This is a genomic window from Cochlodiniinecator piscidefendens (assembly GCF_011326755.1).
Lineage (GTDB): Bacteria > Pseudomonadota > Alphaproteobacteria > Rhodobacterales > Rhodobacteraceae > Cochlodiniinecator > Cochlodiniinecator piscidefendens.
Genome location: NZ_JAAOIE010000005.1, coordinates 144,916 through 169,576, shown reverse-complemented (window position 1 = coordinate 169,576; position 24,661 = coordinate 144,916). Strand labels below are relative to the sequence as shown.

General features: G+C 50.6%; 25 protein-coding genes. 13 read left to right on the top strand and 12 right to left on the bottom strand.

Translation table 11 applies throughout. The features are described from left to right. Window positions 1-631: 631 nt before the first annotated feature. The 5 genes from G9C99_RS14185 to G9C99_RS14165 all read left to right on the top strand — a co-directional run bounded on the left by G9C99_RS14185 (window position 632) and on the right by G9C99_RS14165 (window position 3,878). Window positions 632-1,228, top strand: coding sequence for a LysE family translocator (locus G9C99_RS14185; RefSeq protein WP_166418168.1), 597 nt, complete (start codon window positions 632-634; stop codon window positions 1,226-1,228). Window positions 1,229-1,335: 107 nt separating this feature from the next. Next, on the top strand, window positions 1,336-1,944 hold the full coding sequence (gene cobO / locus G9C99_RS14180; protein WP_166418167.1) for a cob(I)yrinic acid a,c-diamide adenosyltransferase: 609 nt from the start codon (window positions 1,336-1,338) through the stop codon (window positions 1,942-1,944). Window positions 1,945-2,074: 130 nt separating this feature from the next. Then, window positions 2,075-2,416 carry a copper resistance CopC family protein gene (locus G9C99_RS14175; protein ID WP_166418166.1) on the top strand — a complete coding sequence of 114 codons (342 nt, stop codon included), beginning with the start codon at window positions 2,075-2,077 and terminating at the stop codon, window positions 2,414-2,416. After that, on the top strand, window positions 2,413-3,258 hold the full coding sequence (locus G9C99_RS14170) for a copper resistance D family protein (RefSeq protein ID WP_166418165.1): 846 nt from the start codon (window positions 2,413-2,415) through the stop codon (window positions 3,256-3,258). Before G9C99_RS14175 ends, G9C99_RS14170 begins: the two co-directional genes overlap by 4 nt. 86 nt (window positions 3,259-3,344) lie before the next feature. Continuing rightward, the gene (locus G9C99_RS14165) at window positions 3,345-3,878 is read left to right on the top strand and encodes an NADPH-dependent FMN reductase (RefSeq protein ID WP_166418164.1); all 534 of its coding nucleotides are present in this window, start codon (window positions 3,345-3,347) and stop codon (window positions 3,876-3,878) included. Here G9C99_RS14165 and G9C99_RS14160 read toward each other — a convergent pair. Both G9C99_RS14160 and G9C99_RS14155 read right to left on the bottom strand, forming a co-directional pair. Continuing rightward, window positions 3,875-4,270 carry a VOC family protein gene (locus tag G9C99_RS14160; RefSeq protein WP_166418248.1) on the bottom strand — a complete coding sequence of 132 codons (396 nt, stop codon included), beginning with the start codon at window positions 4,268-4,270 and terminating at the stop codon, window positions 3,875-3,877. The genes G9C99_RS14165 and G9C99_RS14160 overlap by 4 nt on opposite strands. Window positions 4,271-4,294: 24 nt before the next feature. Then, window positions 4,295-5,347, bottom strand: coding sequence for an NAD(P)/FAD-dependent oxidoreductase (locus tag G9C99_RS14155; protein ID WP_166418247.1), 1,053 nt, complete (start codon window positions 5,345-5,347; stop codon window positions 4,295-4,297). Between the two features lie 64 nt (window positions 5,348-5,411). Here G9C99_RS14155 and mnmD point away from each other — a divergent pair, with 64 nt between their 5' ends. The 3 genes from mnmD (at window position 5,412) to bfr (ending at window position 7,765) form a co-directional block, all read left to right on the top strand. Continuing rightward, on the top strand, window positions 5,412-6,092 hold the full coding sequence (mnmD, locus tag G9C99_RS14150; RefSeq protein ID WP_166418163.1) for a tRNA (5-methylaminomethyl-2-thiouridine)(34)-methyltransferase MnmD: 681 nt from the start codon (window positions 5,412-5,414) through the stop codon (window positions 6,090-6,092). After that, window positions 6,089-6,961, top strand: coding sequence for a DMT family transporter (locus G9C99_RS14145; protein ID WP_166418162.1), 873 nt, complete (start codon window positions 6,089-6,091; stop codon window positions 6,959-6,961). Before mnmD ends, G9C99_RS14145 begins: the two co-directional genes overlap by 4 nt. A 318-nt stretch (window positions 6,962-7,279) precedes the next feature. Beyond that, window positions 7,280-7,765, top strand: a complete 486-nt coding sequence (gene bfr, locus G9C99_RS14135; RefSeq protein WP_166418161.1) for a bacterioferritin — start codon at window positions 7,280-7,282, stop codon at window positions 7,763-7,765. 291 nt (window positions 7,766-8,056) lie between these two features. On the opposite strand, the gene G9C99_RS14130 is transcribed toward bfr, so the two are convergent. After that, window positions 8,057-8,488 carry an Lrp/AsnC family transcriptional regulator gene (locus tag G9C99_RS14130; RefSeq protein WP_331460008.1) on the bottom strand — a complete coding sequence of 144 codons (432 nt, stop codon included), beginning with the start codon at window positions 8,486-8,488 and terminating at the stop codon, window positions 8,057-8,059. A 142-nt stretch (window positions 8,489-8,630) separates the two neighbouring features. Here G9C99_RS14130 and G9C99_RS14125 point away from each other — a divergent pair, with 142 nt between their 5' ends. Next, on the top strand, window positions 8,631-9,242 hold the full coding sequence (locus tag G9C99_RS14125) for a LysE family translocator (RefSeq protein WP_166418160.1): 612 nt from the start codon (window positions 8,631-8,633) through the stop codon (window positions 9,240-9,242). 97 nt (window positions 9,243-9,339) lie between these two features. On the opposite strand, the gene G9C99_RS14120 is transcribed toward G9C99_RS14125, so the two are convergent. Beyond that, window positions 9,340-10,290, bottom strand: coding sequence for a GlxA family transcriptional regulator (locus G9C99_RS14120; protein ID WP_166418159.1), 951 nt, complete (start codon window positions 10,288-10,290; stop codon window positions 9,340-9,342). A gap of 77 nt (window positions 10,291-10,367) precedes the next feature. Here G9C99_RS14120 and G9C99_RS14115 point away from each other — a divergent pair, with 77 nt between their 5' ends. From G9C99_RS14115 to G9C99_RS14105, 3 genes are read left to right on the top strand one after another with little or no spacing between them, the layout of a single operon-like run. After that, window positions 10,368-11,543, top strand: a complete 1,176-nt coding sequence (locus tag G9C99_RS14115) for a TauD/TfdA family dioxygenase (protein ID WP_166418158.1) — start codon at window positions 10,368-10,370, stop codon at window positions 11,541-11,543. 14 nt (window positions 11,544-11,557) lie between these two features. Next, on the top strand, window positions 11,558-12,322 hold the full coding sequence (locus G9C99_RS14110) for a class II aldolase/adducin family protein (protein WP_166418157.1): 765 nt from the start codon (window positions 11,558-11,560) through the stop codon (window positions 12,320-12,322). 21 nt (window positions 12,323-12,343) lie between these two features. Beyond that, entirely contained in the window at window positions 12,344-13,600 is a 1,257-nt protein-coding gene (locus G9C99_RS14105) for a Coenzyme F420 hydrogenase/dehydrogenase, beta subunit C-terminal domain (RefSeq protein ID WP_166418156.1), read from the top strand. A gap of 179 nt (window positions 13,601-13,779) precedes the next feature. On the opposite strand, the gene G9C99_RS14100 is transcribed toward G9C99_RS14105, so the two are convergent. From G9C99_RS14100 to G9C99_RS14070, 7 genes are all read right to left on the bottom strand, one after another. Then, window positions 13,780-15,408, bottom strand: coding sequence for an amidohydrolase (locus G9C99_RS14100; RefSeq protein WP_166418155.1), 1,629 nt, complete (start codon window positions 15,406-15,408; stop codon window positions 13,780-13,782). A gap of 15 nt (window positions 15,409-15,423) precedes the next feature. Beyond that, window positions 15,424-16,347, bottom strand: coding sequence for an oligopeptide/dipeptide ABC transporter ATP-binding protein (locus G9C99_RS14095; RefSeq protein ID WP_166418154.1), 924 nt, complete (start codon window positions 16,345-16,347; stop codon window positions 15,424-15,426). Beyond that, on the bottom strand, window positions 16,344-17,324 hold the full coding sequence (locus G9C99_RS14090; protein WP_166418153.1) for an ABC transporter ATP-binding protein: 981 nt from the start codon (window positions 17,322-17,324) through the stop codon (window positions 16,344-16,346). The genes G9C99_RS14095 and G9C99_RS14090 overlap by 4 nt, the downstream gene beginning before the upstream one ends. Then, window positions 17,321-18,178: an ABC transporter permease gene (locus tag G9C99_RS14085; RefSeq protein WP_166418152.1), complete on the bottom strand. Its 858-nt coding sequence runs from the start codon at window positions 18,176-18,178 to the stop codon at window positions 17,321-17,323. Before G9C99_RS14085 ends, G9C99_RS14090 begins: the two co-directional genes overlap by 4 nt. A gap of 12 nt (window positions 18,179-18,190) precedes the next feature. Further along, entirely contained in the window at window positions 18,191-19,129 is a 939-nt protein-coding gene (locus G9C99_RS14080; RefSeq protein WP_166418151.1) for an ABC transporter permease, read from the bottom strand. 68 nt (window positions 19,130-19,197) lie between these two features. Beyond that, window positions 19,198-20,760 carry an ABC transporter substrate-binding protein gene (locus G9C99_RS14075; RefSeq protein ID WP_166418150.1) on the bottom strand — a complete coding sequence of 521 codons (1,563 nt, stop codon included), beginning with the start codon at window positions 20,758-20,760 and terminating at the stop codon, window positions 19,198-19,200. A gap of 21 nt (window positions 20,761-20,781) precedes the next feature. Then, window positions 20,782-22,764, bottom strand: coding sequence for a CocE/NonD family hydrolase (locus G9C99_RS14070; protein ID WP_166418149.1), 1,983 nt, complete (start codon window positions 22,762-22,764; stop codon window positions 20,782-20,784). A gap of 130 nt (window positions 22,765-22,894) precedes the next feature. Here G9C99_RS14070 and G9C99_RS14065 point away from each other — a divergent pair, with 130 nt between their 5' ends. Continuing rightward, complete coding sequence (locus G9C99_RS14065) at window positions 22,895-23,698, top strand: helix-turn-helix domain-containing protein (RefSeq protein ID WP_166418148.1); 804 nt, start codon at window positions 22,895-22,897, stop codon at window positions 23,696-23,698. A gap of 317 nt (window positions 23,699-24,015) precedes the next feature. Here the strand turns inward: G9C99_RS14065 and G9C99_RS14060 are convergent, their stop codons facing one another. Next, window positions 24,016-24,660: a LysE family translocator gene (locus G9C99_RS14060; protein WP_166418147.1), complete on the bottom strand. Its 645-nt coding sequence runs from the start codon at window positions 24,658-24,660 to the stop codon at window positions 24,016-24,018. Window position 24,661: the final 1 nt, after the last annotated feature.

The following is a 24,661-nucleotide window of genomic DNA, read 5'->3' as shown; positions in this document are numbered from 1 at the left end:
GGTTCGCTCCTACTTTAGAGTCACTATGACGTGATCAATTGAGTTTTTCCAATCCGTAGATTGCGCATCATCACCCTGCAAATACGCACATATCAAACACAAAAATTCACCGTAAGTGCAAAAAGACGCAACTCTTTCAAATAAGAACATGACCTACGACCCAAAATATGATTAAAGAACCAAACGCCAGTCTTTTTGAAGTGCTAAAGCACTGCATGGCGGATCAACAACATTGTTATTTGCGAAAGGTAAATGCGGCTTTATGCGTACGTTTAAACTGGCTGATCACGAGCAAAAATTGAAATGGTTTGCGCTATTATTAGGTGCCGCGAGTACAGTCGCAGTTGTTCAAAACTGGTACCCTTACACGATGTTTCTCAGCCTGCCCTTTTGCCTCATATGGATATATTGTGCATGGCTCCACACTGAACGGCAATTGAAGTATATCAACATAATGTTCAGCGCACTTTATGTATACGGAATTGCAAAGTACTTTTTGACAACTGGATAGATCCCCCTCGTCTTCCTAGATATGCCCCCACTCAGAGATTTACCGCTGCCATTCAGCAAGAAACGGGTCGATAAGAGCTGAAAATTGGGTGAACGTAGATCAAAATTCTAGGACAAAAAGATGGTTCACTTAACATTCGCCCTTTTGCTATTTTTATTCCCCCTCGCCTATAGCCCGGGTCCCGGCAACATGTTCTTTGCTGCCAATGGTGCACGGTTTGGGTTTCGATCAACAATTCCGGCAAATATTGGCTATCACCTTGCAACCTTGGGTGTCAGCACGGCCATTGGATTAGGCTTTGTCGCAACCTTAGATGCGTTTCCCCAATTCTTCTCTATCATCAAGGGCGCCGGGTCTGCCTACGTCCTTTGGATTGCTTGGAAGATGTTCCGAGCCAATACCCTCGATGGAGATCAGGCCGCGAAACCTGCGACGTTTATGGACGGGTTCATATTGCTCCTCTTGAATCCAAAGGGTTACGTCATCATGGCGCTTATGTTTACACAGTTTTTGACTCAGCCCGAAATTGACGCTTGGACCGGGGTGCTGTTTATTGCCACAATATTCACGCTCAACAATCTGGTTGCCTTTTCGCTCTGGGCGATGATCGGGGACAAAATCGCAACCTATTTCAGAACCCCGGAAAGCGCGCGAAAGCTCAACACAATGTTTGGTGCCATACTTGCTGCGGTAGCAATCTGGATGTTTCTTTCATAATTGGTCAACCGCAGTCGCCAAAATGGTGTGATCAGACGCAAGAGGGCTTGCAAACCCACACGGCTTCCGGTCCAATCAACAAAACGCGAACAACACCGGGGAATAAGATGAGCGAAGATACCGAACGCCACGCAATGAAGATGGCTAAGAAAAAAGCCGCCCGCGATAAAATCATGGCGACCAAAACCGATAAGAAAGGCCTGATCGTCGTCCACACAGGCAAAGGCAAAGGTAAATCATCTGCTGCGTTTGGTATGATCTTCCGTTGTATCGCTCATGATATGAAATGTGCTGTTGTCCAATTCATCAAAGGCGGAATGGAATGTGGTGAACGCAATCTCATTCAGGAAAAATTCTCTGACACCTGTGAATTCCACACGATGGGCGAAGGGTTCACATGGGAAACACAAGATAAATCGCGCGATATCGAAATGGCTGTGGCCGCTTGGGAAAAATCCAAAGAATTGATCCGCGACCCTGCCAACACCATGGTTCTTCTTGATGAAATCAACATCGCGTTGCGTTACGATTATATCGACATCAATGACGTTGTAACCTTCCTTACCGAAGAAAAACCAGAAATGACCCACGTCGTCATGACAGGGCGCAATGCCAAGGAAGAATTGATCGAAATTGCGGATCTGGTCACGGAAATGGAATTGATCAAGCACCCCTTCCGTGCAGGTGTCAAAGCCCAGATCGGTGTTGAATTTTAAACCCAGCACTAGAACGATCCAAAGCCGAAGCATCACTGCTTCGGCTTTTTTGTGCCTTGACCTTCTAGGGGCTGGAAACTGTATCAGTATTCCAAACACTATTGCATCAGCCGAACTTAGGACACGATAGATGAAAATTTTTCTTTCTTTGGCTCTTTGCTTGATATTGGCGACACCAATACTTGCACATTCTCCATTGCGTCACACTACACCAGAGGATGGCGAAAGGCTTTCTATGCCACCAGAGGAAATTGTCATGAAATTTGGCAGTGACATCCGCCTCACTCTGGTTCAGCTTGTCTATCAAAATGATACTGCAATTCCGCTGGACATGTCCGGCGCAACCGAATTTGCGACGAATTTCAGCTTTCCAGCAAACACCTTGAATGCTGGTCTATATGTCGTCGAATGGCGCGGCTTAGGCGCAGATGGCCATATTCTGGACGGTGCGTTTGAGTTCACCGTTGAATGACATCTGGCCTGTGGGACATTAGCGCGGTAGCAGCCAAACTTCTGATATATGCAGGCCTGCTCGGCGCGATTGGCGCGGTATTTTTTGATGCGGTCTTTGACCGAAAACACCCACGTCTTTTGTTTGGCTGTCTTTTGAGCGGGCTATTCGGAACCATCTTATCCTTTAGCCTAAATGCTATGGCTCTTACGGGAAGCGTTGCAGGGTTAACGGACCCTTTCATTTTATCATTACTCTGGGGTGGCCCCGTCGGATGGGCTCTCGCTTTACGGCTTGTTGGGTGCTTTTTTCTTCTCACATCTTTGACCCGCTTTCGTGGACAAAAGATTTCTGTCGGATTGGGGTGCATCTGTATTCTGGCTTCGTTTTTTCAGGTTGGCCATGTGTCCACTCTTGAATACGTAACCGCAAAGCCTGCACTGTTTTTACATCTCTTAGGTGTCACATTTTGGCTTGGCGCTCTCTGGCCCCTATATCATATGGCCTGTACATGCCCTCCGATCCAAACAAGCGTAATTGCCCATCGGTTTGGCCAAATAGCAATGATTGTCGTCCCTCTTTTACTGTTCATGGGTGGCTTTCTAGCGTGGCTCATTCTTGGGTCATTCGACGCATTGTTCAATTCTGCGTATGGTCGCGCGCTTGCCCTCAAGATTGCCTTCGTAGTCGCGCTATTAATCCTCGCTACGCTTAACAAACTGCGTTTTGTTCCGAAACTACGCGCCGGTGATCAAAATGCGGCCACACAGCTCGCCATGACCATTCGGTGGGAAGCTTTGGCGTTCGCGGCTATCTTTTTACTCACAGCAATATTTACCAGCATTCTTTCACTTCCACATTAATCGCAGAGTCACTGTGCATGAGGTGCAGTTGTAACTGTCCGGCTGTACGGCCAAGTTCACAGCAACGTGATTAGAAAGGTATAGCCATGTCAGAACTAAAACTTTTGGGTATTTCCGGCGCACTGCGCGAAGGGTCCTTTAACCGCAAGCTCCTACGCGAAGCAGCACGCGTGTCAGGCGCGCATTTGACCGAAGCCAACTTAAGGCTCCCGCTGTATGATGGCGATCTTGAAGAAAACGAAGGCATTCCAGCTGACGTGCAGGTTCTAGCGGATCAAATCGCTGCCGCAGATGCTGTGCTAATCGCAACACCCGAATACAACCAAAGCTTTTCGGGTGTTCTGAAAAATGCACTAGATTGGGTGAGCCGCGTTGAAAACAATCCCTGGCAGGATAAACCTGTTGCTATTATCGCTGCCGCTGCAGGTCGTGCTGGTGGTGCACGTGCTCAATACGCTTTACGCTTGGCGATGACTCCGTTTCAACCCAACCTGCTCACCGGGCCTGAGGTTTCGGTAGCACAGTCTTATGCTGAATTTGATGAAAACGGTCAGCTGACCAATGATCGCTACCTTGCGTCATTGGGTGAAGTTGTAAAACGCCTACAGGCTGCCGTTTAAACGCGGTTTGATATTTCGATTAAGTTTCGATCTGGGTCTCTGACGTAGATCGAAACGATCGGCCCCGTTGCCCCAGTTCGCGCAACCAGGCCTTGTTCGACCTCAACGCCATTGTTGGTGAAATGCACCAGCCATTCAGCCAAATCCGTTTGGCTAAGAAAGCACAAATCCGCGCTTCCCGGCGTGGGTTGTTTCGCTTTGGGGTCGAACTCACCCCCCGCTTTATGCAGATTGATTTTTTGACTGCCAAATTTTAACGCGGTGCGACAACTACCATCAACCGGATGAAACACTTCGGCCTGCATGCCCAACACATCGCAGTAAAATCCCACCGTTGCGTCTATATCAGACACGGTCAAAACCAAATGATCCAGACTATCAACTTTCAGCATCATCCCACCATTATTTTATGTCGCTCAAAGGTTCGCCTCAACCTTGAACAAAGTGGGGATGCGGTCAACGTCATTCAGAATCAGTTCCGCCATCGTCTCACCAACCATAGGGGCCATTCCGAAACCAATTTTGAAACCACCATTGGCAATATATTGCCCATCTCGCCCCGGATAGTGCCCTAACATCGGCGCTCGGGTTTTCCCGCGCGGACGCACCCCGGCCCAACGTTCCAAAACTGCCGCATTTTCCAACACCGGGAATGCGGTACGCGCCCGCGCCAATACGTCGTCCAACTGATCATCAGTGCTGCTTGGGTCATCAAAATACCGTTCACTGGTGGACCCAATCGCAACTGTTCCATTTTCATGCGGCACGATATGGATCGCATCAGCAAACAACTGCGGCCTATCCCGCGCATCAAACGCGAGCAATGCAGACTGCCCCTTTACCCCGTTGCCAGCCGGTTTCTCAAACTCATCCGACAGTTCATACAAACCTTGATAACCGGTTGCCCACACCACAGCGCCACCGGGGGTCACTGTGCGCGCATCCGCTGTGATGAACGTCGCTCCTTTCGCTTCGACAGCTTTTGCCAGACTCTGGGTCGCAAGACGTGGGTTAATCCGCGCCGCCAGAGTATCAAAAATCAAAAAACCTGATCCACTCTGAGGCGCCCAAGCCCCGGCCTGTGCTGCGTCAATAATGCGCCACTCCGCGCGACCCTGCCAAAACTCTTTTGATGTGGGCACACGATCATAAGCCTGCTGCAAGAGCCGTTCATTCCCGATGGGCTGCAAGCGACCCGTCTGAGCATATCCCGGCGAAATACCAGAAACCGCGGCAACCTCTGCCCAAAAGGCTTCAGCCATTAAAAGGCTTTCCAACTGAAACGCCTTTTTGGTGTCCCATGTGTCTGGCACATGTGGGGCAAGCGCACCGACAATTCCGCCGCTCGATCCGGCGCCTGCATGGTCTTTTTCCACCACTTGCACAGATGCGCCTCGCTTTAGACAGGCCCACGCAACCGAAAGCCCAAAAATCCCTGCGCCCATTACTGTGATATCAGCCATTGCCAAACCTTTTTGCATTGCCCATGTTCGCCGCGCACACCCGCGTTGCATTCCTTTAGGCGATCCAAACATGAACGACCAGTACGCAGAACTAGAGTGGCGTGATGAAACCTTGCCCGTGTCCAAGCGTTTTGACGATCCCTACTTTTCCATTCATGACGGCTTGGCGGAAACGCAACATGTGTTTTTGATGGGAAACGGATTGCCTGAACGATTTCGCGATGGCTTTCAAATTGCAGAACTCGGGTTTGGAACCGGGCTTTCGATGCTCACGGCCCTGTTGGCATGGCAACAATCAGGCCAAACCGGGAAACTGCGTTTTACCTCTTTTGAAGCCTATCCAATGAAAGCCGACGACATGGCCCGCGCATTGGCAGCCTTTCCCGCAGCCGCAGCAATTGCAGTCCCCTTTTTGACGCAATGGGCTGATGGAAAAACGAAAATTGAAACCGCCGACCTGATTGCAGACATTCGCGTTGGCGATGCACGGACAACCGTTGCCCAATGGAATACTCAAGCCGATGCCTGGTTCTTAGATGGCTTTGCCCCTGCAAAAAATCCAGAACTCTGGGAAGCGGGGCTGCTGGCCGATGTCGCAGCACATACTGCACCGAACGGCACTCTGGCCACCTACACTGCTGCGGGCTTTGTGCGGCGATCCTTGGCCGATGTCGGTTTTGTGGTAGAACGCATTCCCGGTTTCGGGCGTAAACGTCATATGACCATTGCAAAATTGGATGCCCTGCCGTGACCGAGAATAACACCCGACTTGGCATTCTATTAATGATCGCCACCGTATTCATTTTTGCAGTGCAGGATGGGTTATCCCGCTATCTTGCGGAAAACTACAATGTATTGATGGTTGTGATGATCCGCTATTGGTTCTTTGCCGCATTCGTCATCACAATTGCGGCTCGCAAAGCTGGCGGTTTAAAGGCCGCAGCAACCACGGATCAACCTGTCCTCCAGATCTTTCGCGGCCTTCTTCTTGCTGGCGAGGTTTGCGTCATGGTTGTCGCATTTACAACTTTAGGGCTTGTTGAAACCCATGCTGTTTTCACGTCTTACCCATTATTGGTTACGGCTTTGTCCGGCCCTGTCTTGGGGGAAAAAGTCGGTTGGCGGCGCTGGGGCGCGGTTGCGATCGGGTTCATCGGCATCCTTGTTATCCTAAAACCAGGCTTTCAAGTGTTTAGCCCTCTAGCCCTTATTCCCCTACTGGCAGCGAGCATGTTTGCGCTTTATGGCCTGCTTACCCGCTTTGCTGCACGTAAAGATTCAGTCGCCACCAGTTTTTTCTGGGCTGGTGTCTCGGGGAGCGTTGCAATGACCTTGGCAGGCGTTTGGTATTGGGAACCGATGTCCAGTTATGACTGGATGTTCATGGGGGCGCTTTGTGTTACCGGTTCTCTGGGTCATTGGTTGTTGATAAAATGCTACTCAGTCGCAGAAGCCAGCTCGGTACAACCTTTCGCCTATTTACAATTGGTCTTCGTAGCAATCATCGGCGTGTCTATTTTCAGTGAAACACTCCACCTGAATGTTATCATTGGGGCAGTGATCGTTGTAAGTGCAGGGATCTTCACACTTTGGCGCGAACGTACAAAACCAAGTAACTGATTATTTTTATCAGGATTGACTTTCTGATAATTTTTGTCGGATATAGACTCCATAGGAAAATGAGTCGTACCGCCATGATAATCTGTAGCTGCCAAGCCATCAGTGACAAAGACATTCACGCCGCCATTGATTGGATGCGTGCAGCTGATAGGCGCGCGATTATTACACCCGGAAAAATTTATCATGCGCTTGGTAAGTCCCCAGAATGCGGCGGCTGCATGAAGCTTTTTGTTGCCTCTATGCGTTCAAATCCTAAACTGGAAATACCTGCAGAGCTGAGAGGCCTGCGTTCTCGTACACAGCACAAAAGGACGCGTCATGAAGGGCGACAAGAAAGTTATTGAATATTTGAACAAGGCGCTACGGGTAGAACTAACTGCCGTAAGCCAATTTTGGTTGCATTACCGCCTGCAAAAAGACTGGGGTTACGGTAAACTCGCGAAAAAAATGCGCGAGGAAAGCATTGAAGAAATGGAACATGCGGACAAGCTGATTGACCGCATTATTTTCCTGGAAGGCCACCCAAACCTGCAAACACTCGATGCCCTTAGAATCGGTGAAAACGTACGTGAGACTCTAACGTGCGACCTCGAAGCAGAAATGGAAGCTGTCAAACTATACGCCGAAGCGCGCAAATACTGTTCAGATGTTGGCGACTTTGCATCAATGCACCTGTTTGAAGAACTGATCTTAGATGAGCAAGGGCACGTTGATTTTCTGGAAACACAAATCGGGCTTCTCGACGAGATCGGTGAACAAAACTACGGTTTACTGAATGCCGACTCTGCCGATCAAGCAGAGTAATATAAAAAGAACTGGCATGTGTTTTCAGCTTACGGCTGTATGATGGCGGGCGATGTGCCCCCGTTTTGGTTGAACAAGAAAAAGAAAGGGCGGCGTTGATACGTCGCTCTTTTTCCTACATGAAATGTGGTCAAATCACACATGCGCCACTCAAAAAACACTTGGGAACCGGGAAGCATATTACTTCTCAATCCTGGCCAACGCCGCCGCTTATCGCTTTGTCAGAACCCTTACAAACAATTCGACGAAAACGCCATTTCGATGCCTGTCAACGCATGATGGGTTTTGGCATTAAAATGGCGGAAGGCGCATCCTCACGGGGCTCGATTTCACAATTGAAGTATTCGTGGTTGCCGTCCGTCCGAACGTTTCCAGCAATGGGTCCAATTCGCCAATATCCTTCAAGAGCATACGCGCAACAAAACCGTCTTCACCAGTGATCTTATCACATTGAACAATCCGACTGGTGTCTTGGATCTGTTGCTCCAATACGTGACGCTTGCCAGGCAGAGGGCGAAATCTCACAACGGCCTCAAGGGCGTATCCGAGCGCGGCCGGTGAGAGTTCCACAGCGAAGCTCTGAATCACACCTGTGTCCTGTAATCGCTTTACGCGATCACGGATGGTCGGCGAAGAGACCCCTGCCCCTGCGGCCAAATCTTTCCAACTGATACGAGCATCGCAGGCCAACGCAGTCAAAATAGTTCGATCCAATTCATCCACTAAGATTTCCTTTATAAGCCATATAGCCAAAACTCCTTACATTACATAAGAAACAATACAACATTGCCTTCGTTTTAAAAAGTACATTGTACGACTTCATAGGTACGCTCCAGCCCTCACCACTTCAACATCAGGAGAGAGCATGAATTTAGCACTGTGGATATCCTTCTTAACCGTTTCTGCCGTGAACATCGTTACACCGGGACCAGCGAATATGAACACCGTGCGACGCGCGGTGCAGTTGGGTAGCAAGCGGGTTATACCTACAATATTTGGAAATGCCTTTGGCCTTGCAGTAGGCGGAGTAGTTTGCGCTGCGGGCATTGCTTCTTTTGTGATGACATCCAGCGTTCTCTGGTCTCTCTTTCAATGGCTGGGCATTTTCTATCTTGCGGGACTTGGAATTAAATTACTGATAAAAAAGGAACCTTTATCTTCGAACTCCTCCGCTGACGTTTCTATTAGAGCGAAAAAACTGTTTTCAGAAGCGTTTCTGCTGGCCGCCACCAACCCAAAAGCATTGCTTTTCTACATGGCTTTATTCCCTCAAACCTTGGACCAAGAGCGCAGTATCTTACTGCAAGCAAGCGTTATGATCTTAACCTATTGTGGGTTGTCTATACTGTCGCTCAGTACGTATTCGGTACTTGCAGATTTCTTGAGAACCCAGCTTATGACTCAAGAGAGATACGACAAATTCCGCCAAGTTTCGGGAATGGTTCTCATTCTTTTTGCAATCAAACTAACATCGTAACTAACGCCCCCTAGGTGGCGCTTGGGTTTGCCGGCCTGTGGATCAGTGCAGCCTTTCGCGAACTCAAAACAAGCATTCGCATTGTGTTGTACTGATACTATCTTTTCCGAGTCTGACTAGCTGTTTCCTTGAACTGCCTTTTATAACTACGAGCGAAGCTTTCAGGATTTTCATATCCGCAAAGCCTGCTGACTTCGCTGATCCGGTAGCTCGAATTTTGTAGAATGTTTTTAGCCTGGGACAAGCGAAGATAACGATAATACTCAGAGGGCGTCTGCCCAAGATGCCGTTGAAACAACCGCGCTAGTGTCCATTCAGGCAAATCAAGCTGATCGCCAATTTCAGCAATAGTGAGTGGCTCGGAGATATGTACGAGCATTAAATCGACTGCACGGCCTAAATTGCGATCTAGGCGCATGAGCGATGTCTCAGCTAACATTCTTTGTTGAGGCCCAAGGTGCTCAGTTGGACGATACGTTAAAATCTCAGCAACACGGCGCGACAAGTCACGGTTCGTGAACCGAGCAATCAAAGCAAGTGTCATGTCAAAAGTAGCCACCCCTCCCGCGCTTGAACATCGATTGTCCGACAAATCAAACAGCCTATCTGCGAACATCTGATCAGCATACGCCTCACGGTATCCGTGTAATGCTTCAAAATGAACTGCGGCCGGTGCCTTGGTGAGCAAACCAGCCTCGGCAAAAATCAACGCCCCTGTGTCAACGCACCCCATGAGAGCCCCAGATCGCGCCTTTGCACGAAGCCATCCCAGAAGCGGTTTTGCCAGCGCTTTTTCCGGGGCGTAGGACGATACTAACAGGACGATGTCCGCACGCTGCTCGTCCAACGGGGCAGAGTGTAACTCAAATCCGCTGGAACTCAGAACTAGCCCGCCCGTCGCTGTTAAAACGCGCCAGTGCCACACCCGTTTACCCAGTTCCCGATTGGCAACACGCAGTGGTTCCGTGATCAGAGTGAGAGACAGCATTGGAAAATTCTGGGTTAGAACAATATCGACTTGGATCATGGCACCACCTGCATTTGTCATTTAGCGTCAAGTAACTGCTAAATACAGTCAACCCACTTGCAGGTTTCACGGCTAGTCTTTCGATAGGAGGACCAATAATGTCGGAATTGCCTGCGACCCCGGATTTCAATATATGGCCTGTGAATGAAACGGTGCAAACCGTGTCATTTTCGGAGTATAGCATGCGTCTAACATGGTCCGATGGGCGCATTAGCGATCATCATGTTTTGCTGTTGCGGGAAAACAGTCCTGACCCCATAACAACACATCCCAAAGCCCGTGAAATGGCAATCGCCCCGACAGATATCGTCGACGATGTGACGTTAACAGCGGTGGAACTTTTAGAGTCAGGCGTAATTCGCGTAGAGTTTTCAGATGGATTGAACACCGCCTACCATCCGGGGTGGTTGTTCGGAACAGCGTGGTTTGGACCGGATTCCGTTGAACAGCCAATTTTGTGGAATGCGGCAGAACAACCGGAGCCACCAACATTTGACGGGCCTGAAGCCCTAAAGAACTCCGATGTTTTCTTGGAGTGGTTAGAAGCATTGCGGGATTATGGGGTAGCGCGATTGCGCAATCTTCCGCAACAGGATGGTTTACTTGAACAGGTTGTGACGATGATTGGCCCCGTCCGCGAAAGCAACTTCGGGCGTCAATATGTGCTTGAAATCAAAGATGACCCCGACAGTCAGGCCTATACATCAGGCAGCTTGCTTCAGCATATTGATTTGCCAACACGCGAGTTACCATTTGGGCTTCAGTTTCTCTATACGAGGGACAACACCACAACTGGTGGAGAGGGCGTTTATGTCGATGCGTATCGAATTGCAGAAGACATGCGAACCAATGAGTCCGATCATTTTTACTCCCTGACCACTGACGTTTGGGAATATAATAATCGCGCAAAGACGTCGGATTATAGGGGGCAAGGACCGGTTGTTGAAACCAATGCCGAGGGGGCGATAACCGGGGTCAGATACAACACGTTCCTACGCGCCCCGCTGAAAGCCCCATTGGATATTCAAGCACGCGCGTACAAAGCTTACCGCGCCTTTTGCACCCGCGCCCAAAGTCCTGAATACCAAATGAAATTTAGCTACCAAGCTGGCGATCTTCTGGCCTTTGACAATCGGCGCGCGCTTCATGGTCGCGCCGGGTATGACGCCAAGGGCGGCGCGCGATTTATCGAAGGGCTCTACGCGGATCGAGATGATCTTTATTCACGCATCCGCACCATCAAACGCCAACAGCGCGCCAAAAACGCCACCTAAGAGAGGACACTCCAATGCCTGATACCCTAGCAACATCAACACACACCTGTTCAGATGCCGAATGGCAGACGCGCGTCGAACTTGCCGCGCTTTTTCGGGTTGTAGCCCATTATGGGATGTCCGATTTGGCCAATGGCGCGATTAGTGCGCGCGTGCCAGACCAACCCGATCACTATCTCGTGCACCCTTACGGGATGTTCTGGGAAGAAGCGCGGGCCTCTGACATGATCAAAATCAACGCAGAAGGTCAGCCCGTCGATCGGGATGCGCCTTGGCTTAACGATGGCGTGCAAAACTTGTGCAAGTGGATCTTGGGGTCTCGTAATGACGCGAACTTCTTTGTTCATGGTCACGAAGAAGAGGTCATGGCTGTTGGGTCAATCGAAGAGGGAATTTTGCCGCTGAACCAACCCGCCGTCTATCTGGGCAATATCACGGGCTATATCGAGTATGAATTCGAAGAGGACGACGCATTTGGTGAACATTTCATCCGTCAGCTCGGGAATAATCAGATTCTGGTTAGTCACAATCACGGCTACTACGCATTAGGTGATACTGCCGCTGCTGCGTTCTTCCGGGCATACTTCTTGCGTCAAACCTGTTCCACTCAGATCAAAACGCTTTCCATGGGGCGTGAATTACACTTGATTGATCCGCAAAAAGTAGCCCGCTATCAGGATCAAATGGCGGCGTCAGAACATTATAATTATAATGGTAAAACCGAATGGCCGGGCTTGCTACGTATGCTCGACAGATCCGGGTCCGACCATGCAACTTAATGTGAGCATTGGGAGATTGAGATGAGACAGTTTCAAACTCTGGGTGAAATCGTGGACAATGGATTTTGCATAGGCTGCGGCCTGTGCAAAGCTATAGCTCCGAATGCTGCTATCGAAATGCGCGAGGCGGCTCACGGACATTTGCGACCTGCGCCGACGCGGTTACTTGAAAAAGACGAAGAGAAAGCCATTCTCGGTTCTTGCCCCGGCATCAATGTAACAGGGCCTTTTTCGGCAGATACGAAACCGGGATTTGATGCGATCTGGGGGGAGTGCCGCCGCATTGCAAGAGGATACGCGCAGGACAAGGCTCTCAGGTTTGCAGCGTCTTCCGGCGGTATTATGACCGCAATCAACATCCATTTGCTTAAGACAGGTCGTGTCAATTTCATTTTGCAGGCTATTCCTGATCCTGAAAACCCATATGGGAGCCTGCCTGCTGTATGTCGCACAGAGGAAGAGCTGCTGGCCGCCAACGGATCGCGTTATGCCAGTGCCGCCACTCTTTCGAGCATCCTTGATGTCCTTGACTTGGGGGAGCCTTTTGCTGTTTCGCTCAAGCCATGTGATGTTGCTGGCGTTAAAAACCTTCAGCGTAAAGATGCCCGTGCGCGCGATCTTATCCGGTTTACGCAAGCGATGTTCTGCGGCACGGTTCCAAGCATATCATCCCTAGAAGGGTTTTATGAGAGACGGAACCTGAACTACCATAAAGATCGGCCCACAGCGTTCCGCTGGCGCGGCATGGGCTGCCCCGGTCCAACTGTAGCAACTATGCCTGATGGTAGCGCTCTTGAAGGGACCTACAACGAGCTTTGGGATGAAAACCCTTGGACGACACAATTTCGTTGTAAACTTTGCCCAGACGCAATCGGTCTGCAGGCCGACATTGCCGTCGGTGACGATTGGGCTGGTGCGGTTCCCGTCGGTGAAGACGAAGGTTGGAATGCCCTTGTTGCGCACACTGAAATCGGCCTTGAAGTGCTAAACTCGTGCGAAGCGGCCGCTGAAATAGCGCTGTATGACGCTGACATTGAACACCTGAACAATGTGCAACCTCATCACGTCAAGATGAGAACAGAGATGCAGTCGCGCCTAAATGCTTGTGCCGATGAGGGTTTGCCGGTTCCTAAATTTGAGGCGTTAGATCTGGCGGCTTGCTCAGATCGATTAACTCCGAATGAACGAAAAAGAGCTCGTCAAGGAACAGCTGCTCGACTTCAACGAGGACAGGGTGACAGCGATACAATGACGGACTACGGCTCTTTTGTCGGCTAGGATTATCCGCATGGAATATCTATCGACTCCGAATACGTGACGTGTGTTTGCACTAGCATATCGACCATAAAAGGCGCTACAGTTCCTGCCGCAATCAACTCATGATCGAATGAGAAGCGGGGCACGCAATGATGAACCAAATTCACACCATTACGTGCCTTCTTTCGATAAATCAGCGCTCAGTCCTGGCGCACATCCACGCGCTTCCCTTTGCGAATTGTTGCGGCTACGCGTACGTCCTGCAGCCTGGCGGCATCACGACGAGGATCAGTTGATAAAACAACAAAGTCTGCAACTTTCCCCACTTCAATAGAGCCCCGGGTATCTTCCTGAAAAACTTGCCAAGCAGCATCTATGGTTTGGGCACGCAACGCAGATAGTACTGATATTTTTTGAGCTTCGCCAAGAGTACGACCCGATGCCGTTACGCGATTGACTGCGCAATGGGCGAGATAAATGGGGCGTGTCGGTGTTACAGCCGCGTCGTTATGTAAGGTATAGCGCACACCGCGTTTTTCCGCTGATGCTGCCGGAGAGATATTTTCTGCGCGTTCTGGCCCGAGAAAACTCTCGTAGTGGCGATCGCCCCAGAAATGAATATGGGCTGAGAAAAAGCTAACCGTCATACCAAGGCTTGCCATGCGCTGAAGCTGATCATCCCTTAGAACCTGGCCATGGATCAACGTGTGACGGTGGTCCTGTCTCGGAGTATCCCGCAGAGCAGCTTCTACCGCATCAATGAAGATGTCAGCGCCCGCATCACCATTACAATGGCAGTGGATTTGATAGCCCATATCATGTAGATTTTTCACCTGCTTGTGGTGCTCGTCTATGGCGGTATAGGGCATGCCACGCGGAGCATTTTCATCAATTGGGTGGTGATAGTCTTCTGACAAGAATGCGGTTTGCAGCTGAAATGCGCCATCTGTGAACAGCTTCCTGGGACCGAGGGTGAAATGTGGATTACCTGGCCATTTAAGTGGATCATCGCCTTGTGTTAGCGCAGGTTCCATTTCTCCAATCGGCAGTAACATGATGTCGATGCCCGGATCCTGATCTGCGGGCAAGCTCGCAAAATGTTCGAGCATCTCACGGGTGGCCCAAGCATTTTGTGCATAGGTCACACCATGTTCAAGGTATTCATCACGCGTGGCATCAAAGCCCTGCCAGAACTTTTCGCGATCTATCAAAAAATCCGTGTCACCCATCGGGCCCATCGCTGCGATACCTTCGATCAATCCAGTCAAAACACCTGTTTCTGGATCACGTCCATATCTGCCACCAAGGGGGTCCGGCGTGTTTTCTGTAATCCCCTGCATTCGAAGCGCCACAGAATTCGCTGTACCATTATGACCGGATGCATGGATAACCCAAACTGGGTGTTCGGACGAAACCTGATCCAACTCATTCCGGGTCGGCATTCGCCCCTCTGCAATGGCTGTGTTATCAAAGGACACGCCCATCACCCATTCACCAACTGGGGTACGTTCAGCACGCGCTTTGAGGCGCTCGATCGCTTGCGGAATATCGGCGCAATCACCGCGTGGCGCGGATGAAAGATCAACGCGAAACAGTTTAATAAACCCCGGATCGGGGAAGTGGCCGTGCGGATCAATGAAAGCTGGCAACATGGTTTTGCCACGTAGATTATATTCGCGGGCGCCATGGCGCATCCGCTGACGCAGTTCTGCTTCGCTCCCCACGGCTAGGATTTTTTCATCAAGTGTCAACACCGCTTCGGGTGTGGAGTCGGCCGTATCCATCGAAAGGATCGTCCCGTTAAAATATAGGGTCAGTGCAGAAGTCATATGAGTATTCCGGAGTTAGCGAGGTGTCAGGCAGCGCAGACCATGATCGTTATTTACTTCCCAGATCGGGGTTTGCTGACATATGTCAGACGCCACAGGGCAGCGTTCGCGAAATTCGCAACCGCTTGGACGTTGCAAAAGGCTGGGTGGCTCGCCTTTCAACGCAATACGCTCGAGCTGGGCGTCCGGATCTGGTTCCGGGTTCGCGGACAACAAGCAGTGTGTGTAAGGGTGACGAGGTCGGTCAAAGATGGCTTCTGTATCGCCTTCTTCTACAAGTCGACCAAGATACAGAATACCCATCCTGTCAGCGATATGACGCACAACATTAAGGTTGTGGGTGATGATTACCATCGAAAGGCCCAACCGATCACGCAATTCGTTCAACAGGTTCAACAATTCGCCCTGAACAGACACATCCAGCCCTGCTGTCGGCTCATCAGCAAGGATCAACTTTGGTTCAAGCGCCAATGCGCGGGCAACACCCACCCGACGCGCCTGACCACCTGATAATTGATAAGGATAGCGATCCGCAAAATGTGACGGGAGATTCACCAAAGCAAGCAAGCGCTTGGCTTCAGCATCTATATCCTTATTCTTCATCCCCTGAATACGATAGGGTTCTGTGATCAGATTGCGTACAGTGACACGTGGTGACAGTGATCCAATCGGGTCCTGAAACATCATAGCAATGTCTTTGCGCAAGGGCCGCATAGCGCGTTCCGGCAAACCACGAATTTCCTGCCCATCAAATTTCACTGAACCTGCCTGCGCTGGCGCTAAACCGGCAATGGCGCGAATGACAGTGGTTTTACCAGATCCGCTTTCTCCGACCATGGCGTAAGTTTCACCCGGTTGAACCGAAAAACTAACCCCAGCTAGAACATTAACTTTACCATAACTGGTCTGAAGGTCTTTTACATCAAGGATCGCGCTCATGCCGTGGTCTCCTCAGGGTGATTAAGCCAACAGGCGGCAAAATGCCCTTCTTTCAGTTTATCAAGGGCAGGCACCTGCTGGCATTTGTCAAAAGCCTGTTCGCAACGATCACGGAAAATACACCCATCCGGTAAGTTGACCAAATCGGGCACTTCGCCCGGAATTGTAGGCAAGATACGGGCACGAGTTTTGATGTGACCCGGATCACATTCAATCAAACGCCGGGTATAGGGGTGTTTGGGATCATGGAAAATCTCGCGCACATCGCCGCTTTCCACAACCGCGCCCGCATACATAACGACCACACGATCACAGAGTTCTGCGATCACACCAAGATGATGGGAAATAAACAGGATTGCACAGTTCATCTCGCTTTGTAGTTCTTTCAACCGCTCAATGATCTGGACTTCAAGCGTGGCATCCAACGCCGTTGTCGGCTCATCAGCAATCAATAAATCTGGTTCAGACATCAGGGCCATGGCAATCGCGATGCGCTGTCGCATACCGCCCGAAAATTCGTGTGGGTATTGCTTTAAACGCGCCTGCGGATCAGGGATCCCCACAGCCGCCAACATCTTTGCCGCGGTTTCCAATTTCTGTGCCGTCGTTGCCTTTGACCGGTGCTGAATATCCAGCAACTGTCGCCCAATGGTCAGCACTGGATTGTGGGTTTGCATCGGGTCTTGAAACACAATCGAAATATCCGAACCGCGCAAATCACGCATCTGGCGTTCTGTCATTGCCAGAATGTCATCACCATTGAAACGCACTTCTCCTTGGCGAAATCTTGTGTTGGGGGCAGTCAAACGCAGGATCGAAGAAATCAGTGTCGATTTACCACATCCGCTTTCACCCACGATTCCGACGATTTCGCCTTTCTTCACATCAAAACTGATGTCGCGCAAAGCCTTCAGATCACCACGTTCTGTTTCGTAATCAACGCTGAGGTTGTCGATTTCCAACAATGTATCGCTCATCTGTTCTTCCTCAGCTTTGGATCGACCACGTCGCGTAGGCTTTCCCCTAAAAAAGTAAAGCCAAGGGTGGCTAGGATAATTGGCAACCCACCACCAACCACAAGCCAGGGAGTTTGACGGATCAAAGCGTAGCCATCTTTCAGCAATGCCCCCCAACTGGGCGTTGGTGGTTTCACACCAAGACCCAGAAACGAAAGCCCAGCTTCGAGGGCGATCACAGTGGGGACATCCATTGCAGCGAGCACGCCGAGAACGCCGATGATGTTGGGCAACATATGCACGCCAAGGATACGCGCCATACTGGCCCCCATAGCGCGTTCAGCCAGAATGAACTCGCTGTTTCGAAGCGTCAATGTCTGTGTGCGCGCCACCCGGCCATAGGTCGGAATAGACGTGGCCATCACAACCAGAACAACCGTTTGCAAGCTTGGTCCAACGAGAGCAACCACTGCCAAGGCAAACATCACAGTGGGAAAGGAGCGCAACGTATCAAAGAACAACATCAATAGGTTATCCAGCCATTTTGGCCCATAACCTGCGATCATGCCCAATGTCAGGCCTATCGCCATGGCACCAAACACAGCAGGTAGGGCAACTTTCAACGCGACCTGCCCCCCCATAATCACGCGCGATAGGGTGTCGCGCCCCAGATTATCGGTACCCAACCAATGCGCAGCAGAAGGCCCCTGCATACGGTCGGGAATATTCATACCAATCGGATCATAGGGCACGATCCAAGCGGCGAAGATCGCGCTGACGGCGATGGTTCCCACAATGATCAACCCAATCAGGCCAAGTGGATCTTTCGCGACGCCACGCAGGATTATACTAAGTTCGGAACGGGAGTTTGACATGATTTACGTTCCTTATTTCGTGCTACGCGCACGGGGATCAAGAAGGGCGTTCAAAAGGTCAGCAATGGCCGTTGAAAGTACAAACAGTCCTGTTGAAACCAATACAGTGCCCATCACAACGGGGTAGTTACGGGTAGTGATACTGTCGATGACCAGCTTTCCGATGCCTGGGCGTGCAAAGACGATTTCCGTGAAAACCGCAGAACTAAGCAGAAAGCCCATACCAACGCCGATAACCGTCACAACAGGCAGGATTGCGATGCGCAAAGCGTAGCTCATTATGATCCGGCGCTCCGAAATACCAAAGGCTCGCGCAGTCCGAATATGGCCTTCGCCCAGAACCTCAAGCATTGAAGCCCTTACGAGACGTGCAATATAGCCGACCCAACTTAATCCGATGGCGAAAGAAGGCAGGACCAGATGGTTCAGGCGTCCCCAAAACCCTTCGCCGACCCCAATGGCGGGAAACCATTGCAACTGAACCGCAAAAATCAGCAAGGCCAGCAAGGCAACGACAAATGCAGGTGCAGCAACGAAGCTCACTGAAACAGCGGCGGCAACTCGGTCGATAATTGTATTGGGGTGGGCAGCGGCATAGGCCCCAAGCGCAATCCCCAGAGCAGCGGACCAAACGACCGACAGAGCTATCATCTCGAGCGTATAGGGAAGCTGTTGGAAGACAATATCTACGACAGAACGCCCGGAAAAGACATCAATGCCTAGGTCTCCGCGCAGCAGGCCCCCGTAATAGATTAGCAATTGTTTCCAGATCGGTTGATCCAGCGCCATTTGCTCAATTAACGAAGCCTTTAACTCCGGCGTGGCCCGAGGTCCAAGCATGATGGAAACAGGATCTCCGGGAACGGCACGGATCATCAGAAACATAGCGGTCACCGCCACGATCAGGATCAGCCCCGCCAAAGCGAACCGTTTTACAGTATAAATGAACATTCCCACATGGCTCCCTGGGCTGTGCGGCAGATATGGGCGCGGCGATCAGACCGCACCCATAAGCGTGATCAAGATTTTCCGAAGTAACGTAGCAAAGTCAGCCCATCCGGGCGTAGTGCCGGCACTACGCCAGAAGAATGCACAACCGGTGTCGCTTCATGGGTGATAAAGCGATATGCTCCGCTTTCTTCCATCAAGTCCTGTGCACGAACGTACATCTCTGCGCGTTTCTCCAGATCCGTTTCTCGCGCTGCCTCTGCATGTAACTGATCGAACTCAGCATTGCGGAAGTTCTCCCAGTTCCAGATGCCAGCCTGTTCGGTCGTGAACCATGCCGTTGCATAAGTTGGATCGGGTGTCATTGAAAAGCGATTCAGCACAAGCTGTAGGTTTTCATTATTGCCGCTGTCCCAGAAGGCTCCGGATTCAAGCACGTTGATTTCTACTGTGATACCAATACCAGCCAACGTCGCCTGAATGATCTGAGCCGTTGTGGTAAAGGTCGTTTTGTTCAGGACATCCAAGGTAAGAGACACATTGGTTTCCCCGGATTCAGCCAGAAGTTCCGCTGCCCGTGCAAAGTCAGCCGCCGGTGCAATGCTACCTGCATCACGATGCCCAATAAGGCCCGGCGCGATAATGCCGGTGGACGGTTCCACTGCGCCAAAATAGGCCGCTTCCAGAATAGATGGCACATCAATCGCATGCTGAATCGCTTGGCGCAGCTTGATGTTTTGTAGTTTTGGGTGGTCAAGATTCATGCCCAGCCAAACGTAAAACAGCGATGGGTTTTCGATCAATGCTCCACCATTTGGAACATCCGCGCGGTAACGTTCCACCGACCCAAGTGAGACACGGGTGAAGTCCAACTCACCAGCTTCGAATGCAATCTCAGCCGTGTTTTCATCATCAATCGGCAGAATTTCAATGTTGTCCCAAGCTGGTGCGTCGCCTTGCCAATCCGGGTTGCGGGTCAGGACTGTCTTTTCCTTCGGATTCCAGCTCGCACGCAAATAAGGACCGGATTCTGCAACCGGGTCTGCTCCGATACGCCCACCCGCGGCTTCCGTCGCAGTTTTTGAAACAATGTTACCCGTGATATATGGCAGAGCAATCGACCAAAGCGGTGCAAACGGTTCGTTCAGAACGATCGTACCTTCGCGCTCCCCTGTGACTTCAATATGACTGAGTGGCCCCATATCCGGCTTGTTCGGAGATTCAGTGTCGTCCGCAATAATGCGTTCAAACGAGAATTTAACATCCTCAGCAGTCATCGCACCATGACCATTAGTAAACCCAATATCATCGCGCAAAGCAAAGTTGATATGTGTTGGATCAGCCTGTTCAATCATGGAGGCTGCATCCAGTTGCCAACCCCATTCTGAACCAGGCTTATACTGGATCAACTTATTGTAAACAGAAGCATGAATTTCTTCGTCAAACACCCCGTTGCTGTGGGCTGGATCCATCGTGCTCATGTCGCCATAGGATCGTACACGCAATGTACCGCCTTCTGATGCCATGGCCCGTCCGGCCAAGCCCATTGGCAAAGTAGCCGCAGCACCCAAAGCAGTTGCGGTTTTCAGAAAGTTACGCCGTCCCATCGGGGCTTTGGTCCATTCGAGTTTCATAGTCTTCTCCCTTTGTGTCGTTTACAGAAACCCGCGTGCGATGGTCTGGGACCATTCCTTCACGAGGACCTCCGATTTTGATGCGGTTTCGGTCGCGCGCAATTTTCGCTGTAGGTAAAAATTTTGTGCGTCGCAGGTCATTGAACACTCCGTGTCAATTTCGACCTGCCACTCGCCACGCCCGTAGGTAAAATTCCACTGCGACGCATAACTTGCGCTGAGAGGATCATCTGGGTGGATCGCATAGCGCAGCGAAACATGGCTGCCACTTTCCAAACCATGCTCAGGATCACGAGATTTCCCATAATCATCAAAAGTCTCTAGAATGATCGTTCCGTCTTCTGCTTGTTTATGTTCAACGCGCGACGCGGTGTTGCGCAGCTCTTCGTTGTGCAATGTCGGGAAATCAATCGGCCCCTTTGGATGGGACAAAGCTGGCTCTTCCTGTGCATTGCGCACTGGCAGAGACAAACTGCAGCTGGCATTCAAAAGCGTGACAGTCGTTGTCTGCGCTGTTGGCCAAAGTATAGGCCAGTATGAGGTTGACACCGCTAGGCGCAAACGATGGCCTGGGCGCAAATGATGGCCCAATTCATTTAGCTCAATTTCGGCTTCATAAACCTGGCCAGGTACCAAATATTCCGGTGTCTCATGGCTTGTATGATGCGTAAGATTTAACGGACGATAACTAATCCGCTGCGAAACACCTTCAGGTGAGACATCGCACAAGCGCGCCATAATCTGGGCCGTAGGTTGATCGGCAATAAAACTGATTTTCAACACGGGCCGCCCTAGAAGCTCCAGCGCTTCCGCTAAAGGCGGTGTATCGAAACAAATACTGAAAGCATCATCCAACGCCTGATCACTCGCCAGTTCATTATCCACACGCATGCCTGGGCAAAAATACCCACTTTGCTGGCCAACGTGAGCCGGAGTTCTGACCGGTGTTTCCCCCCCTTGCAGGTGTGTCGTCAGGCCATCGACCCCGAGATGCATGATCTCTACCTGAACATTGTCAGATGGCCAGTTTTCTTCCGAAACCCAGCGCCCTATGCGAGGTTTGTTCTGAGGTGTTGGATTGAAATGTTCCTGAATAAAACTGCGATAGGCAGGTAGATTTTCCACCCCATTTTGTTCATTCTTCATCCAGCGATCAAACCAGTTGATAACCTCCGAATGGAAATCCGCAGCACCAAGTTTAGAAATGTGTGCATAGCGATGTTCCCAAGGACCAATCAGAGCCTTTGCGTTCGATAACGATTTCGCCAAGAGCGGTGGCGTGTTCACGTAGGAATCCGACCACCCAGTGATCGCAAGAACCGGCACCTCCACTTTGCCAAAATCCTCACAGATAGAGCCATGCTGCCAGAACGCATCCCGAGTTGGATGCTTCAGCCATTCCGCCGCGAGATCAGGTAATGTTTCCATTCGGGTGACCCAGTCTTCGCGCCAGTCAGGGCGTAACTCAGGATCAGCCGGGCGGGATAGATAGGCAAACATCTGGCTGGCCCAATTCGCATTGTCGCTCAGCAAACAACCGCCCATATAGTGAATGTCATCGGCGTAACGATCTGCAGTTGAGGCAACCGATACGACGGCCTTTAGGGCTTCAGGTTGACGATAGGCAAGTTGTAAGCCGTTAAAACCACCCCAAGAAATCCCGATGATCCCGACAGAGCCATTACACCAAGGTTGTGCAGCAATCCACGCAATGATCTCTTCGCCGTCAGATAGCTCCTGTTCAGAGTATTCATCATCAAAAGAGCCCTCAGAATCGCCCGTTCCTGCGATGTCCACCCGAACGCATGCGTAACCTGCCTCGGCAAAAACTGTATGCGTTGTTTCATCTCGTGCAGCAGTTCCGTCGCGTTTGCGGTAAGGTAAATATTCCAAAATTGCCGGAGCAGAAATCGCGGTTCTTGGTTTCCAAAGACGGGCAGATAAGCGCCGACCGTCTTTGAGTAGTACCCAATGGGTTTCCGTTTCCTGACCAAAATCCCGCACGTTTGTCGCCTTTTGTTTTCCCAATTTGGGCGACAATTAACGTTATTCTTGCGTCGTGGAAGTGAACGAGTGTAAGCAAGTAGACGCGAATAGCATCTAAATAGCTTCAAATAGCGAAAGAAATGGGGTCATGCAAAAAGATTTTCCAGAAAACTTGCGATCCTTGTGCGCTGAGCATGGCTCAATCGCTCAGGTGTGTCGCGATATCGGAATCAATCGACAGCAATTCAATCGATACCTTAGTGGAAATGGCATGCCCTCGGCACATACGTTGCGCCGCATCGCGCGCCACTTCAGAATGACCGAAAGCGACCTTTTGCTTGAACATCAGTCATTTACTGAGCGTTTCGTTCAAAATGTAACACACCAAAAGCGCCGACCAATGGATGTGATGACCAACATCTTTCGCGATCAAGCGCGGGATCTTCGTCGGTATCTGGGCTTTTATCACGGGCATTTCTGCACCCCATCCTGGGAGGGGACCGCATTGCGCACCCTGATCTGGATTCGAGAACAAGACGGCTATGTCGTCGCTCACACATATGAGGTTGCAACCACACCTGATGGCAGCATTCGTCAACGAACCCGATATAGCGGGTTATTGTCATGGCGTGGGAACCGGATTTATTTGATCGAAAATGCGTTTAGTGACGATGGGTTTATCTCTGAAACAATCCTGTTTCCAGCTCACCGACAGCAAGTACAATACTTGCGCGGAATGACAATTGGCGTGGCCACTCGACCGCGTTTGTCACCTTACTCATCCCCAACCATATGGAAACGCATTAGCGAAACCGTCTCTGCCCGCGAAGCCGTTGGCGCATGTGGAGCTATTCCATTAACGAGCACAAAACTGGATCCAACTATTCAGAGGTTCCTTTCAGAAAGCCAAGAGAGGGATGATACATTTTCAACAATTCAGGGGTTGTTTTAAAATCACGGCATCATTGCATTGCTTATGAATAAGAATTGAACACCGCCTCTTCGATATGGTTTGTCGCACTGGTACCCCCAATTCGGCACAACAGCTATTTTCACATAGTTTTTCTGGCAGCTATTGGCGTGATCTCACATCTTCACTGATTGTGATCATTCGAGCATCCGCAGCCATTAATCCAGAAAGAGAGTAGTCGAGAAGCCGACATTTATCTACATATGCTAGCAACGAAGAAGCTGCAGAAAATGTATTACCTCATTGGTATTTAACAGAGGGCCGCACGCGAGACTTTGCAAACACTGCTCTCAAAGAAACTATAAATGCAGATTCAAGGCAATCGCGATTAGGATCAACCCACCCACCCATGACATTCGCTCTCTCATTGCGTGTTCACGGTTGATCAGCTTTGTCATAGAGCCCCCCATATAAGCCACCACAAGGTCGGACGGGATTGCGGTAAGTGGCACGAGCACCCCTAATACAAGAAGCTGCTTTGTAACATTGGCGCCAGTAGTCTGCACATCGCCTGCGCCGATGAACGGCGGCAAAAACAGTGCAAAAAACAGGACCGTTTTGGGATTCAAGACCTCGACAAGAACGCCCTGCCAAATGATCGAAAACAGCGGTTTCTGACGCACCTTCTCTACATTGAGCACCCTTTGCGCTTCGGATCTTGCCTTGAGGATCATATCAATCCCCAACCATGCAAGATATGCTGATCCGGTATAGCGAAGGGCAACTACCAACCAATCGGTCTTTTCGAAAACCGTCGCTAGGCCAAGTGCCGTTGCAACGGCCAATATGATTCCACCCAAGCACAAACCGAGTGCTGAGGCTAAGCCAGCTGCACGGCTTTGACCAACAGTTCGTGATAAAACATAAAGCATTGATGGGCCTGGCGTCACACTCAAGGCAAGCCCGGCCAGGGCCACGGCAACAATCGCATCTAAACTTGGCATA

Excerpts from the sequence above, each read along its gene's own strand:
- G9C99_RS14185 (WP_166418168.1), top strand. The coding sequence starts at position 632 with ATGGTTCACTTAACATTCGCCCTTTTGCTATTTTTATTCCCCCTCGCC.
- cobO (WP_166418167.1), top strand. The coding sequence starts at position 1,336 with ATGAGCGAAGATACCGAACGCCACGCAATGAAGATGGCTAAGAAAAAA.
- G9C99_RS14175 (WP_166418166.1), top strand. The coding sequence starts at position 2,075 with ATGAAAATTTTTCTTTCTTTGGCTCTTTGCTTGATATTGGCGACACCA.
- G9C99_RS14170 (WP_166418165.1), top strand. The coding sequence starts at position 2,413 with ATGACATCTGGCCTGTGGGACATTAGCGCGGTAGCAGCCAAACTTCTG.
- G9C99_RS14165 (WP_166418164.1), top strand. The coding sequence starts at position 3,345 with ATGTCAGAACTAAAACTTTTGGGTATTTCCGGCGCACTGCGCGAAGGG.
- G9C99_RS14160 (WP_166418248.1), bottom strand. The coding sequence starts at position 4,270 with ATGCTGAAAGTTGATAGTCTGGATCATTTGGTTTTGACCGTGTCTGAT.
- mnmD (WP_166418163.1), top strand. The coding sequence starts at position 5,412 with ATGAACGACCAGTACGCAGAACTAGAGTGGCGTGATGAAACCTTGCCC.
- bfr (WP_166418161.1), top strand. The coding sequence starts at position 7,280 with ATGAAGGGCGACAAGAAAGTTATTGAATATTTGAACAAGGCGCTACGG.
- G9C99_RS14125 (WP_166418160.1), top strand. The coding sequence starts at position 8,631 with ATGAATTTAGCACTGTGGATATCCTTCTTAACCGTTTCTGCCGTGAAC.
- G9C99_RS14120 (WP_166418159.1), bottom strand. The coding sequence starts at position 10,290 with ATGACAAATGCAGGTGGTGCCATGATCCAAGTCGATATTGTTCTAACC.
- G9C99_RS14115 (WP_166418158.1), top strand. The coding sequence starts at position 10,368 with ATGTCGGAATTGCCTGCGACCCCGGATTTCAATATATGGCCTGTGAAT.
- G9C99_RS14110 (WP_166418157.1), top strand. The coding sequence starts at position 11,558 with ATGCCTGATACCCTAGCAACATCAACACACACCTGTTCAGATGCCGAA.
- G9C99_RS14105 (WP_166418156.1), top strand. The coding sequence starts at position 12,344 with ATGAGACAGTTTCAAACTCTGGGTGAAATCGTGGACAATGGATTTTGC.
- G9C99_RS14100 (WP_166418155.1), bottom strand. The coding sequence starts at position 15,408 with ATGACTTCTGCACTGACCCTATATTTTAACGGGACGATCCTTTCGATG.
- G9C99_RS14095 (WP_166418154.1), bottom strand. The coding sequence starts at position 16,347 with ATGAGCGCGATCCTTGATGTAAAAGACCTTCAGACCAGTTATGGTAAA.
- G9C99_RS14090 (WP_166418153.1), bottom strand. The coding sequence starts at position 17,324 with ATGAGCGATACATTGTTGGAAATCGACAACCTCAGCGTTGATTACGAA.
- G9C99_RS14085 (WP_166418152.1), bottom strand. The coding sequence starts at position 18,178 with ATGTCAAACTCCCGTTCCGAACTTAGTATAATCCTGCGTGGCGTCGCG.
- G9C99_RS14080 (WP_166418151.1), bottom strand. The coding sequence starts at position 19,129 with ATGTTCATTTATACTGTAAAACGGTTCGCTTTGGCGGGGCTGATCCTG.
- G9C99_RS14075 (WP_166418150.1), bottom strand. The coding sequence starts at position 20,760 with ATGAAACTCGAATGGACCAAAGCCCCGATGGGACGGCGTAACTTTCTG.
- G9C99_RS14065 (WP_166418148.1), top strand. The coding sequence starts at position 22,895 with ATGCAAAAAGATTTTCCAGAAAACTTGCGATCCTTGTGCGCTGAGCAT.
- G9C99_RS14060 (WP_166418147.1), bottom strand. The coding sequence starts at position 24,660 with ATGCCAAGTTTAGATGCGATTGTTGCCGTGGCCCTGGCCGGGCTTGCC.